This window comes from Nocardioides sp. Root190 (assembly GCF_001428565.1).
Taxonomy (GTDB): Bacteria; Actinomycetota; Actinomycetes; order Propionibacteriales; family Nocardioidaceae; genus Nocardioides.
Window position 1 is genome coordinate 392,739 of record NZ_LMIA01000013.1, and the last position, 11,442, is coordinate 404,180.

At 72.7% G+C, this 11,442-nt stretch carries 14 protein-coding genes and 2 riboswitches; of the genes, 7 read left to right on the top strand and 7 right to left on the bottom strand.

The annotated features are described in order from the left end of the window. Positions 1-264 (top strand): HNH endonuclease signature motif containing protein (locus tag ASE01_RS25355; protein WP_056758000.1); only part of this gene is annotated, 264 nt, incomplete at its 5' end. A 69-nt stretch (positions 265-333) separates the two neighbouring features. Next, positions 334-549 (top strand): hypothetical protein, encoded by a 216-nt coding sequence (locus tag ASE01_RS22410; protein ID WP_056758003.1) that lies wholly within the window; start codon positions 334-336, stop codon positions 547-549. Positions 550-560: 11 nt separating this feature from the next. On the opposite strand, the gene ASE01_RS22415 is transcribed toward ASE01_RS22410, so the two are convergent. Beyond that, on the bottom strand, positions 561-1,049 hold the full coding sequence (locus tag ASE01_RS22415; RefSeq protein ID WP_056758005.1) for a winged helix-turn-helix transcriptional regulator: 489 nt from the start codon (positions 1,047-1,049) through the stop codon (positions 561-563). 44 nt (positions 1,050-1,093) lie between these two features. Between ASE01_RS22415 and ASE01_RS22420 the strand changes: the two genes are divergently transcribed. Continuing rightward, positions 1,094-2,398, top strand: coding sequence for an MFS transporter (locus ASE01_RS22420; protein WP_056758008.1), 1,305 nt, complete (start codon positions 1,094-1,096; stop codon positions 2,396-2,398). Between the two features lie 7 nt (positions 2,399-2,405). Beyond that, positions 2,406-2,468: riboswitch (guanidine-III (ykkC-III) riboswitch) on the top strand. A 15-nt stretch (positions 2,469-2,483) separates the two neighbouring features. Continuing rightward, complete coding sequence (locus ASE01_RS22425; RefSeq protein WP_056758010.1) at positions 2,484-2,798, top strand: DMT family transporter; 315 nt, start codon at positions 2,484-2,486, stop codon at positions 2,796-2,798. Here the strand turns inward: ASE01_RS22425 and ASE01_RS22430 are convergent. Beyond that, positions 2,685-3,311 (bottom strand): 2'-5' RNA ligase family protein, encoded by a 627-nt coding sequence (locus tag ASE01_RS22430; RefSeq protein ID WP_082606318.1) that lies wholly within the window; start codon positions 3,309-3,311, stop codon positions 2,685-2,687. The genes ASE01_RS22425 and ASE01_RS22430 overlap by 114 nt on opposite strands. 24 nt (positions 3,312-3,335) lie before the next feature. On the opposite strand from ASE01_RS22430, the gene cobT reads away from it, so the two are divergent. Both cobT and ASE01_RS22440 read left to right on the top strand, forming a co-directional pair. Then, positions 3,336-4,370, top strand: a complete 1,035-nt coding sequence (cobT, locus tag ASE01_RS22435) for a nicotinate-nucleotide--dimethylbenzimidazole phosphoribosyltransferase (RefSeq protein ID WP_056758257.1) — start codon at positions 3,336-3,338, stop codon at positions 4,368-4,370. Next, entirely contained in the window at positions 4,367-5,191 is an 825-nt protein-coding gene (locus ASE01_RS22440) for an adenosylcobinamide-GDP ribazoletransferase (protein WP_235536155.1), read from the top strand. The genes cobT and ASE01_RS22440 overlap by 4 nt, the downstream gene beginning before the upstream one ends. An 18-nt stretch (positions 5,192-5,209) precedes the next feature. On the opposite strand, the gene cobU is transcribed toward ASE01_RS22440, so the two are convergent. Together cobU and ASE01_RS22450 are read right to left on the bottom strand one after the other, a co-directional pair. Continuing rightward, the gene (gene cobU, locus ASE01_RS22445) at positions 5,210-5,725 is read right to left on the bottom strand and encodes a bifunctional adenosylcobinamide kinase/adenosylcobinamide-phosphate guanylyltransferase (protein ID WP_414858548.1); all 516 of its coding nucleotides are present in this window, start codon (positions 5,723-5,725) and stop codon (positions 5,210-5,212) included. Between the two features lie 7 nt (positions 5,726-5,732). Beyond that, positions 5,733-7,190: an RNB domain-containing ribonuclease gene (locus ASE01_RS22450; protein ID WP_056758015.1), complete on the bottom strand. Its 1,458-nt coding sequence runs from the start codon at positions 7,188-7,190 to the stop codon at positions 5,733-5,735. A 35-nt stretch (positions 7,191-7,225) separates the two neighbouring features. On the opposite strand from ASE01_RS22450, the gene yaaA reads away from it, so the two are divergent. Next, positions 7,226-8,005 (top strand): peroxide stress protein YaaA, encoded by a 780-nt coding sequence (yaaA, locus tag ASE01_RS22455; protein ID WP_056758020.1) that lies wholly within the window; start codon positions 7,226-7,228, stop codon positions 8,003-8,005. A gap of 48 nt (positions 8,006-8,053) precedes the next feature. Here yaaA and ASE01_RS22460 read toward each other — a convergent pair whose 3' ends face one another. Genes ASE01_RS22460 through ASE01_RS22470 form a run of 3 tightly spaced genes read right to left on the bottom strand, consistent with a single transcriptional unit; the run spans position 8,054 to position 11,111 of the window. Then, positions 8,054-9,253: a bifunctional RNase H/acid phosphatase gene (locus ASE01_RS22460; protein ID WP_056758022.1), complete on the bottom strand. Its 1,200-nt coding sequence runs from the start codon at positions 9,251-9,253 to the stop codon at positions 8,054-8,056. Further along, positions 9,250-9,993: a zinc ribbon domain-containing protein gene (locus ASE01_RS24675; protein ID WP_235536159.1), complete on the bottom strand. Its 744-nt coding sequence runs from the start codon at positions 9,991-9,993 to the stop codon at positions 9,250-9,252. The genes ASE01_RS22460 and ASE01_RS24675 overlap by 4 nt, the downstream gene beginning before the upstream one ends. Further along, positions 9,990-11,111 carry a Nif3-like dinuclear metal center hexameric protein gene (locus ASE01_RS22470; protein WP_056758026.1) on the bottom strand — a complete coding sequence of 374 codons (1,122 nt, stop codon included), beginning with the start codon at positions 11,109-11,111 and terminating at the stop codon, positions 9,990-9,992. Before ASE01_RS22470 ends, ASE01_RS24675 begins: the two co-directional genes overlap by 4 nt. A gap of 112 nt (positions 11,112-11,223) precedes the next feature. Then, a riboswitch (cobalamin riboswitch) is annotated at positions 11,224-11,427 on the top strand. Positions 11,428-11,442 lie beyond the last annotated feature (15 nt).

Below are 11,442 nucleotides of genomic sequence, written 5' to 3' on the forward strand. Positions count from 1 at the left end.
GACATCGGCCGCACCGCCCGCCTCCACCGCCCCCACCAACGACGAGCCATCCGGCTACGCGACCGCCGATGTCGCGGCGAAGGCTGCACCATCCCCGCCGCCTGGTGCGAGATCCACCACAAGGTCCCCTGGAGCCAAAGCGGGCCAACAAGCGTCGAGGACGGCGTCTGCTTCTGCTCCCATCACCACCACCTCATCCACGACACCACCTACGACCACACCTGGCTCCCCAACGGCGACGTCCGCTTCCACCGACGACAGTGAAGACGACGATGAAGACCCCAGCGGGGACATCAGTGAGCCCTGAGAGCCGGCCTCCCGCACAATGTCCCCATGGACGACACCCGCTATGGCAAGGCCCCCCGCTGGCGGATACTGGCGCTCGGCCTGCCGTGGGCGCTGATGCTGACCATCGGCGGCGGCTACCTCACGCTCGTGTCGTGGGGCGTGATCGGTGACGAAGAGTCGAAGTCCCTCAGCATGATCGGACCGCTGTGCGCCGGCCTCGGCATCGCCCTCGGCTTCGTCTGCCTGCGACCGCGCCCGTAGGGCGCGTCTCCCTAGGCGCCTGCGGCCCTCAACCGGTGCGCTTCGCCCAACCACGGCTTGACCCACGTCATGGCCTCGGGGCGCAGCGGCTCCCCGCAGGCACTGCACGACTCGGCGCGGGTCGTCTCCTCGCCGCACGTCTCGTGCACGAGCGTCATGTGGCCGCCGCCGTCGGGGGTGTCGGTGTGCTTCTCCGCCCAGATCGCGAGGTGGTTCAGCATCGGGAGCAGGTCGGCGGACGCCTCGGTGGCGACGTAGCGCTGACGGGTCCGGCCGTCGCGGACGTAGTCGACGGTCTCCAGCAGACCTGACTCCACCATCGCGCGCAGCCGGCGGGCGAGCACGGCCTCGGAGATGCCCAGGTTGTCGCGCAGCCCGTCGAAGCGGCCGTTGCCGTGCAGGACGTCGCGGACGATGAGCAGGACCCACGGGTCGCCGAGGACGTCGAGCGAGCGCCGGACCGGGCAGAGCTCGGTCGACCAGTCGGATCTCAGCGGCATGGGTGCTAGCGTACGGGAGCAACTTCGTTCAAGAAAGTCATCCGTTGACCCTCGACGCCCGTCCCACCACCCGCCGGCGCTTCCATCCCGCCTGGGCGGTCGCTGCCGTCGCCTTCGTGGCGTTGATCGGCGCGGCCGGCTTCCGGGCGGCGCCCGGCGCGTTGATGGTGCCGCTGCACGACGAGTTCGGCTGGTCGACGAGCGTGATGTCACTCGCCGTCAGCATCAACCTGCTGCTGTTCGGGCTGACCGCACCGTTCGCAGCGGCACTCATGGACAAGTTCGGCATCCGCCAGGTCGTGGTCGTCGCACTCAGCCTGGTCGCCCTGGGCGCCGGCGGCAGCGTGCTGATGACGGCGTCGTGGCAGCTGCTGGTCTTCTGGGGCGTGCTGATCGGCCTGGGCACCGGGTCGATGGCGCTCGTCCTCGCCGCCACCATCGCCAACCGCTGGTTCCACGCCCGCCGCGGGCTGGTCATGGGGATCCTGACCGCAGGATCCGCGACCGGACAGCTGATCTTCCTGCCTGTCGTCGCCCACCTCGCCGACAGCGCGGGCTGGCGGCAGGCGTCCCTGGTCGTCGCGGTGGCAGCCCTCGCCGTCGTACCCCTCGTCTGGTTCGTCGTGCGCGACCACCCCCACGAGCGCGGGGTGCTGCCGTACGGCGCTCCCGCGGACCACGTGCCTCCTGCCCCGGTGACCGGCGGTGCGGCCCGTCGGGCGATCGAGGGGCTCACCTACGCCTCGAAGCACTGGTCGTTCTGGGCGCTCGCGATCGCCTTCGCCATCTGCGGCGCCACGACCAACGGGCTGATCGGCATCCACTTCATCCCCTCGGCGCACGACCACGGGATGTCGAGCACGACCGCCGCGGGCCTGCTCGCCGCGGTCGGGGTCTTCGACATCATCGGCACGATCGCCTCGGGGTGGCTGACCGACAAGTTCGACCCGCGGATGCTGCTCGTCCTCTACTACCTCTTCCGCGGGCTGGGCCTGCTGCTCCTGCCGCAGCTCCTCGCGGACTCAGTTCACCCCAGCATGATCCTGTTCATCGTGATCTACGGCCTGGACTGGGTCGCCACCGTGCCACCGACGGTCGCACTGTGCCGCGAGGCCTTCGGTGACCGGGGCACGATCGTGTTCGGCTGGGTCTTCGCCTCCCACCAGATCGGCGCGGCCGTGGCCGCGCTCGGCGCCGGCGTCATCCGCGACACCTTCGGCACCTACACCTATGCCTGGTGGGCCGGTGGCGCGCTCTGCGCGATCGCCGCTGTGCTCTCGGTCATGGTCGGAACCGGACCGGAGAGCAGCGCCCGGGCCGAGGCGGCACTGCCCGCTCTCGAGAAGTAGGCTCGCCCCACGGCCGGTTCCCGGCCGCCGGACGAGGGAGCCGTACCCGGAGCGCGACAAGACGGCCATGAAGGAAGTGGCTGTCATGGCCTGGTTCGTGCTCGTCCTCTCCGGTGTCCTCGAAGCAGCGTGGGCGACCGCGCTCTCCCGCTCCGAAGGCTTCACCCGGCTCACGCCATCGGTGATCTTCGGCGTCACCGTCGTGGCCAGCATGCTCGGTCTCGGCTATGCGATGCGGACCCTGCCGGTCGGCACCGCCTATGCGGTGTGGGTCGGCATCGGCGCGTCACTCACCGTTGCCGTGGCGATGGTGTCCGGCGACGAGCCGGTCAGCGCGGCGCGGATCCTGCTGATCCTCGGCCTCGTCGGCTGCGTGATCGGCCTCAAGCTCGTCCACTGAGCCGAGCAGCCAGCTCGCCAGGACCCGGCAGTCCCCCTCGGCGTACCAGTGCAGCTCGAGGCGCTCCGCCCGGCACCGCACCGGCAGCAGTCCGGCGAGCTCCGCCGCGACGGACGCCACCGACACCTCGGGTGAGAGGTGGTCCAGCGTCAGATGAGGTACGACGTCCGCGAACTCCCCCGCATACGGCGGGCACTCCGGGAACGCCTCCCAGAGCGCTGCGGTGAGTGCGGCGAACGGACCGGGCGGGTCGGGCACGACGTGGACGATCCCGTCCGGGAAGGCCGCGACCTCGGCCAGGGTGACGTCGAAGGACGCCGTCGCAGCTGCGATCGCAGCGATCCGGGCGAGGTCGACCGCGCCCGGCTCGGCGAGGAACGGGGCCAGCGCCGTGACGTGGGCGTGCGTGAAGGCGGGGTCCCGCGACACCCACGCGGGGTCGTAGTGCTGCCACCGGGCGCGCACCCAGGTGTCGAGGGCCGGGACGGGGACCGCCAGGACCGTGTGAGCCACGTCGTGACGGTAGCGTTCGGGCCCATGAGCACCATCGCTGCACCCGATCCTGCCGTCCGTTCCGCCGCTGCCGAGCGACTCGCGGGGCTGGCGACGCCTGCCGGCGCCCTGGGCCGGCTCGGCGAGCTCGGCGTGTGGCTCTCCGCCGTGCAGGGCGTGTGCCCGCCGGCTCGGCTCGACAACGTCCGGCTGGTGATCTTCGCGGGCGACCACGGGGTCGCCCAGCACGGCGTCTCCGCCTATCCCCCGGCGATCACGCCCGCGATGGTGCGCACCTTCGTGCTCGGCAAGGCCGGAGTCTCCGCACTCGCGGCAGCCCACGACGTCCACGTCCGGGTGCTCGACATCGGCGTGGACGACGACCTCGAGGGCGTGCCCGCGGAGGTGCTCGCGCACAAGGTGCGCCGCAGCAGCGGCGCGATCCATGCCGAGGACGCCCTCACCGCGGAGGAGACGGCGAAGGCGATCGAGACCGGCCGGGCCGTCGCCCGCGAGGAGATCGCCGCCGGTGCGCAGCTGCTCCTGTCGGGCGACATGGGCATCGGCAACACGACTCCCGCGGCCGCGATGGTGGCGGCCGCGCTCGGCCTGCCCGCCGCCGAGGTGACCGGCCGCGGCACCGGCGTCGACGACGCCTCGCTGCTGCTCAAGCAGGCCGTCGTGCAGCAGGCACTCGACCGTGCGGGCGACCGCCTCGACGACCCGATCCAGACCTTGCAGGCCATCAGCAGCGCCGATCTCGCCGCGACCGTGGGCTATCTCCTCGAGGCGGCCGCGCACGGCGTACCCGTCCTCCTGGACGGCCTGATGTCCGTCGCCTGCGCACTCACCGCCGAGCGGATCGAGCCGGGCGTCTCCGCGTGGTTCGCCGCCGGCCACCGCTCCACCGAGCCCGCCCAGTCCCTCGCCCTGGACAAGCTCGGCCTGGAGCCGGTCCTCGACCTCGGGCTGCGCCTCGGCGAGGGCTCCGGTGCGGTTGCGGCCGTCCCGGTCCTGCGCTCGGCGTCCGCGCTGCTGCGTGACGTCGCGCTGCTCGCCGACCTGATGCCGCCCGAGTGAGCGAGCCCGACGACGCAGCCGACGACGCAGCCGAAGGACCGGCTGGTCCACCCCGGGCCGCCGTGGTCGGACGCAGTCTCCGACTCGCGATCGGCATGCTGACGGCGCTGCGCGTGCCGCCCGTCCTCACGGTCACGCCGGGCACCGCAACCGGTGCCCTGCTCCTCGCGCCGATCGCCGTGCTCCCCCTCGGCGTGCTCGTCGGCGCCACCCTCTGGGTCGGCGGTCGCCTCGAGCTCCCCGCCCTCGCCGTCGCCTTCGTCGCGATCGCACTGCTCGCGGCCGGCAGCCGCGCGCTGCACCTGGACGGACTGTCCGACGTCGTGGACGGCCTGACCTCGTCCTACGACCGCGATCGCGCGCTGTCGGTCATGAAGTCGGGTACGGCGGGCCCGGCCGGTGTCGCCGCCCTCGTCCTGGTCCTCGGCGCCCAGGCCGCGGCCCTGACCTGCTTCGTGCCCTGGGACACCACCGAGCTCCGCCTCCCGGTCATCGCCGGACTCGCGGTCTGCGCATCCCGGGCGGCGCTCTGGATCACCTGCTGCACCCTCGCTCCTCCGGCGCGCGAGGACGGTCTCGGCGTGAGCTTCACGCGGCGGATCCCCGTCCCCGTGGCGGCCCTCGGCTGGATCGGCCTCGCCGCGCTCGCCATGCTCATCGACCCGGTCCGTGGGCCGGTGACGGTCGCCGTCGCCGCCGTGGTCGTGCTCGCACTGACGCTGCGCACCGTGCGCCGCTTCGGTGGTGTCACCGGCGACGTGTTCGGCGCCGGGATCGAGCTCACCCTCGCCGTGCTGCTGATCGGGCTGGCCGGGGCCTGAGCCCCCACCGGTCGGGTCTCAGATCTTCAGCACCCGGCCGGCGACGACGAGGTGCACCTCGTCGCAGACCGCGCCGACCCGCTGGTTGATCGTCCCGAGCAGGTCGCGGAACAGTCGCGCCGACCGGTGCTCGGGGACGACGCCGAGGCCGACCTCGTTGGTCACCAGGACCACCGGGACACCCGCTCCTGCGAGCGCTGCGGTCACGAGGTCGAACCGACCGAGCACGTGCTCCTCGACCTGATCCACCGGCGCCTCCCACAGCGATGCCTGGTCGATGACGGCGCTCAGCCAGGTGCCCAGGCAGTCCACCAGCACGGGCTGCCCGGCCGCGTCGAGCACTCCGGCGATGTCCTGGGTCTCCTCGGTGGTCCACGACGCCGGGCGCCGCACCCGGTGCGCGGCGATGCGCGCGGCCCAGTCGGCGTCGTCGTACACAGGTCCGGCGGCGAGGTAGACGACCTCGTCGTGCTCGGCGAGCAGCTCCTCGGCATGGCGCGACTTGCCGGACCGGACCCCGCCCGTCACCAGGATCCTCACCTCACGCCCCCGAGGTCCCCGCGGGCGACGCCACCGTGAAGGAGACCTTGCGAGCCTGGAGGTCGGCGCTGGCCAGCGTGGCCGTGACCTCGCCACCGAGCGGCAGCGGCCCTGCCGAGGTCACCGGCGCCTCGACGCCGACCTCCTCGATCAGGAGCACCCCGTTGGTCGCCTCGTCGTCACGCACGGAGGTCACCACGCCCTCGAACTGCTCCCCCACCCGGTCGGCGAGCAGGGCCGCCTCGATCAGGTCGAGGACCGCACGCTGGTAGGAACCGGCGCGGCGACCGGAGTCCTGCAGGGTCTTCGGCAGCCCGGGCAGCGCAGCGCGCACCCAGTCCGGCACGGGCTCACCGGCGCAGATCGCGAGGCACACCTCGCCGGCGTACCGGTCGCCCAGGCGGCGCAGCGGCGCCGTCACGTGGGCGTACTCCGCCGCGATCGCCGAGTGCATCGTCTGCTCGGGCAGCTCGCCGTCGAAGGCGGCGTACCCGCTCCCCCGGAGCAGTCGGGTGCACGCGACCACCATCGCCTGGTGCTGCGAGCGGGACGGGTCGAGCGAGCGGATGAATCCGGCGTAGTCGAGGTCGGCGGGCCAGTCGATCCGCAGGCCCTTGGCGACCCGGCGCAGTCGCTCCACGTCACGCGGGTCGGCGGGCGGCAACGTCCGCAGCAGGCCGACCTTCGCCCCGACCATCAGCGACGCGGCGCCGATGCCGGTGAGGAGCGAGATCTGGGCGTTCCACTGCTCGACCGGAAGCTGCTCGCGGAAGACCAGGTGGAGGCTGCCGTCGCTCTCCTCGATCTCCTGCTCCGGCAGGGGGAGCGAGATGCCGCCACGGGCCGTCTCCTGCGCCTCGCGGAGCAGGCCGACCTCCTTGAGCAGGGAGAGCACGTCGTCCGCGGTGCCGTCGTCGAGTGCCGCCTGCGCCTCGACGTAGGACCACCGCCGGGTCGACCTGACGAGTGCGCGCTCGACGTGCACGTCGGTGCACGAGCCCTCGGCGTCGACGGCGAGGGTCCACAGCAGCGAGGGGCAGACCTGGTCGGGCAGCAACGAGGCGGCGCCCTCCGACAACGCGGGCGGGTGCAGCGGGATCCGGCTGCTGGCGCCGTACAAGGTCTCGCCCCGGCGGTTGGCCTCGAGGTCGATCGGGTCGCCCGCCGTCACGAACGCGGCGACGTCGGCGATCGCGTAGTGGACGACGAAACCGTCGCCCGCGCGCTCGATGTGCACCGCCTGGTCGAGGTCCATCGAGCCGGCCGGGTCGATGGTGACGAACGGCAGGTCGGTGCGGTCCAGCTCGGGGAGCACGACGGCCGCTGCGGCCTTCTCGGCGGCGGCGGTCACCTCGGCGGAGAACTCTCCGGGGAGCTCCAGCTCCTGCGCGATCGCCCGGAACCCCTCCTGGAGCGTCGGGGAGCTCACCTTGACCCGGACCACGAGGTTGCTCGGCATGCGAGGGACATTACCGGGGCCCCTATCCTTGCCCGGTGCTGATCCTGCTGCCACCGAGCGAGGGCAAGTCCGAGCCGAGGCGCGGCAAGCCGCTGGACCTCGCGTCCCTGACCTCGCCGGAGCTCACGCCCGCGCGGCGGGAGGTCCTCGACGCCCTCGTCACCCTCTGCCGTGACGACGCCGACAAGGCCGCCGCGGTCCTCGGCCTCTCCCCCGGTCAGGTCGACCTCGTCGCCCGCAACGCCGGCCTGCCGACGGCACCGACCGCTCGGGCGGACCGGATCTACACCGGCGTCCTGTACGACGCCCTCGACGTCGAGACCCTGTCGGCCGCCGCGAAGCGCCGCGCCACCAGCCGGCTCGCGGTGGCCTCCAGCCTGTTCGGGATGGTGCGGCCGGGCGACCGCCTGCCGTCGTACCGGCTCTCCGGCGACGCCTCCCTGCCGGCCCTCGGCCCGGTCGCGTCGATCTGGCGCGAGGCGTTGCCGGCCGTCATGACCGACGCGATCGGCAAGGGCCTGTTCGTCGACCTGCGCTCCGGGATGTACGCCAACTTCTGGCGCCCCGGCCCCGAGCTCGCGAAGCGGACCGCCACCGTGCGCGTCCTGCACGAGCACAACGGCACCCGCAAGGTCGTCAGCCACTTCAACAAGGCGACCAAGGGCCGCATCGTGCGGGCCCTGCTCGAGGACGGCGCCGACCCGCGCACCCCGACCGCGCTCGCCGCGACACTGGAACGTCTCGGCTGGAGCGTCGAGGTCGACGCCCCGACCAGGAACGGCACCCAGCTCGACGTGGTCGTCAGCGACCTCTGAGCCGTCGACCGGCCGGGACCACCAACGGCCGGACCCTCGACGGCCGGGCTACCAGCGGCCGGTGTCGCGCAGTGTGCGTCGTCCCGGCGCGAGCGAGTTGAAGAATCGCAGCGAGCCGCGCTGCCTGCCCGTCGAGGGGTCGGGATAGAACGCGATCACCGAGACCGCAGCCGGTGCGAGCTCCATCCGGAACAGCGCGTCCAGCGGGGCCTCCATCGCGTGGGCGACGAGGGTCTTGATCGGGGTGACGTGGCTGACCACGACGACGGTGCGGCCCGCGTGGGCCTCCAGCACCCGGTCCAGTCCGGCCAGCACCCGCTCGCGGACCTGGACGAAGGACTCACCGCCGGGCGGTGGGGTCGCCATGTCGGCGAACCACGCCTCCATTGCCGCCTTGTCGCGCTCGGCGACCTCGGTGAAGGTCAGGCCGTCCCACTCGCCGAACTCCATCTCGGCGAAGCCGGGCTCCTCCTCGACGGGCAGTCCGAGCGCGCCGGCGACGATGTCCGCTGTCTCGCGGGTACGACGCACCGGCGAGGCGACGACGACGTCGATGCTGTCCTTGAGCTCGGTGAGCCACCCGGCGACCTCGGTCGCCTGGGCGCGGCCCTCCTCGGACAACGCGGGGTTGTCACCGCCGAGGCCACCCGAGAAGCGGCGCCCGGTGGTGTGCGGCGTGACGCCGTGGCGCACCAGCACGATGGTCGTCGGCTCGCCGGGACCGGCGGCCGGGGAGGACGCCTCCTCGGCAGCGGACTCGGGGGCGTCGGGCACGCCGTCGCCGGGACGACTCGTTCCCGGCACGTCGCCACCCGGGACGCTGACGCCCTCCCGGACGCCGTCCAGGGCGTCGTTGGCCAGCTGGTCGGCAGGGCCGTTCTCGGCCCGCGGGACCCAGCGGTACGTCGTACCGGCCGGAGCGATCGCGGCGGCCTCGGCGGCGAGCACCCGCATGTCGGGATGCTTGATCTTCCAGTTGCCCGACATCTGCTCGACGACGAGCTTGGAGTCCATCCGGACCTCGATGGCCGCGCCGGGCGCGTACTCGACCGCGAGCTTCAGCCCGGCGACGAGTCCGGAGTACTCCGCGACGTTGTTGGTCGCGACGCCGAGCGTGCGGGCGTCCTCGGCCAGGACGGCTCCGGTGACGGCGTCACGGACCAGGGCGCCGTACGCCGCAGGTCCGGGGTTCCCGCGCGAGCCACCGTCGGCCTCGACGACGACCCGGCCCGGCCCCGAGGCGGTCACAGTCCGCTCTCGGCCGTCCGCACCAGGATCCGCTGGCACTCCTCGTGCCGGACCACCGTCTCGGGGGCGGTGGCCCGGATCTCCCCGAGCTCGCTCGCGTCGAGGGCGAGCTGGCATCCACCGCACTGGCGCAGGCGCAGCTCGGACACCACGACACCGCCCTTGGAGGCGCGGAGCTTGTCGTAGAGGCCCAGCAGGTCGGCGGGCAGGTCAGCGATGATCGCGCCGCGGCCCGACAGGACCTGCTCGATCTCGCGGTCGACCGCCGCCGCGCGGTCGTCACGGGAACCGGTCAGGACGCCGAGGCGTCCGTCGAGCTCCTCGATCGCGGAGGTCAGCTCGCCGAGTGCGGACTGCGCCTCCTCGAGCTGCTCCATGACCTCGAGCTCCTCGTCCTCCAGGGTCGAGATGCGGCGCTCCAGGGTCGCGAGCTCGTGCTGCATCCGCTCGAGGGCCTTGGGGTCGCCGATCGCGCCGGAGTCCATCCGGTCGCGGTCGCGGGTACGACGTGCCTTGACCTGCTCGACGTCGGCGTCGGCCTTGGACTGCGCGAGGGAGAGGTCGTCCACGACGATGCGCTGGTCCCGCAACCGGCCGTCGACATCGGCACGCTTTCCGAGCAGCTCCTTGATCTCGGCGGCTTCGGCGGGGTTGGCCCGCTGGTGCCGGAGCTTGTCGACCTGGGCGTCGATCGCCTGCAGGTCGAGCAGGCGGAGCTGGGCTGCGGGGTCGGCGTTCACAGGTGCATTGTCCAAGGGTCGGTGACCACGGCACTCACCCGGGTCTCCACGGCGTCACCGAGGGCGTCGCGCAGCCGTCCCTCGACCACCGGCAGCCAGGTCGACTCAGCGGCCCAGTGGGCGACATCCACCAGTGCCGGACCGCGCTTCTCGACGAACTCCGAGGCGGGGTGGTGCCGAAGATCGCTCGTCACGTAGGCGTCGACGTCGAGCCGGGCGACGTGGTCGAGGAGGAAGTCACCGGCCCCGCCGCAGACCGCGACCCTGCGCACCGGGCGCTCCGGATCTCCTGCGACGCGTACGCCGTGCCGGGTCTCGGGCAGCGCCGCGGCCACGGCCGCAGCGAACTCGGCGAGGCTCACCTGGGGCAGGGTCCCGATCCGCCCGGTGCCCGTGCCGACCAGGCCCGGGTCGGCCAGCTCGGAGACGTCGTAGGCCGGCTCCTCGTAGGGGTGCGCCGCGAGCATGGCCTGCACGACCGCGGTCCGCACGCTGCGGTCGAGGACCACCTCGACCCGCACCTCCTCGACGGTCTCGATCACACCGACCGTGCCGAGCATCGGGTTCGCGCCGGCGAGCGGCCGGAACCGGCCCTGCCCGGGCGCACTGGTGAAGGAGGCCAGCTCGTAGTCACCGATCCGGCCGGCGCCGGCCTCGGCGATCGCGGCCCGCACCGGAGCCGCCGCGTCCGCCGGGACGAACACCGTCAACTTGTCACGCGGCGCCTCGGGGGCGGGAAGGATCGGGACCAGGTCCTCGAGCCCGAGGGCCAGCGCGAGGGACTCCGAGACGCCACCGACAGCCTGGTCGGCGTTGGTGTGCGCGGTCAGCAGGGCGCAGTCGGCCTTGGCGAGGGTGTGCAGGGTCCGCCCCTTCGGCGTCGTCGCGGCGAAGCCGGTGACCCCCTTGAGGAAGAGCGGGTGGTGGACCACCAGGAGGTCGGCCTTCCAGTCGGCGGCCTCCTCGGCGACGGCGGGCGACGGGTCGACGGCGAACAGCACCCGCTTCACCTGCTGGCCCGGGTCGCCGTACACGAGGCCGACGGCGTCCCAGCCCTCGGCGGTCGAGGGTGGATACCAACCGTGGAGCAGGTCGACGACCTCGGAGAGAGCAGGCATGCCCGTCAGGCTACTGGGGCGGGGAGTCGGCCATCCCTCGCCCACCTGTCGCCCGTCTGTCGCCCATCTGTCGCCCATCTGTCGTCCGCACCTCGGGCAGTCGGCCCGGCGTTGGTACGCTGTCGGCGCCAGTCGACCTCCATGCAAGTGGCGGTCAGGGAACCCGGTGAGAGTCCGGGACTGACGCGCAGCGGTGTGGGTGACGGGCGGAGCCCCGAGCAATCGGGAAAAGTCACTGGATGGTTCGCCATCTGGGAAGACGCTCCGCGCCGGATGATCCCGAGTCCGAAGACCTGCTGGCCCTTGCGACACAGACGTTCGCGAGGTCGTA

Bases quoted from the DNA above. Each gene is read 5' to 3' on its own strand.
- ASE01_RS22410 (WP_056758003.1), top strand. From the start codon at position 334: ATGGACGACACCCGCTATGGCAAGGCCCCCCGCTGGCGGATACTGGCG.
- ASE01_RS22415 (WP_056758005.1), bottom strand. From the start codon at position 1,049: ATGCCGCTGAGATCCGACTGGTCGACCGAGCTCTGCCCGGTCCGGCGC.
- ASE01_RS22425 (WP_056758010.1), top strand. From the start codon at position 2,484: ATGGCCTGGTTCGTGCTCGTCCTCTCCGGTGTCCTCGAAGCAGCGTGG.
- cobT (WP_056758257.1), top strand. From the start codon at position 3,336: ATGAGCACCATCGCTGCACCCGATCCTGCCGTCCGTTCCGCCGCTGCC.
- ASE01_RS22450 (WP_056758015.1), bottom strand. From the start codon at position 7,190: ATGCCGAGCAACCTCGTGGTCCGGGTCAAGGTGAGCTCCCCGACGCTC.
- ASE01_RS22470 (WP_056758026.1), bottom strand. From the start codon at position 11,111: ATGCCTGCTCTCTCCGAGGTCGTCGACCTGCTCCACGGTTGGTATCCA.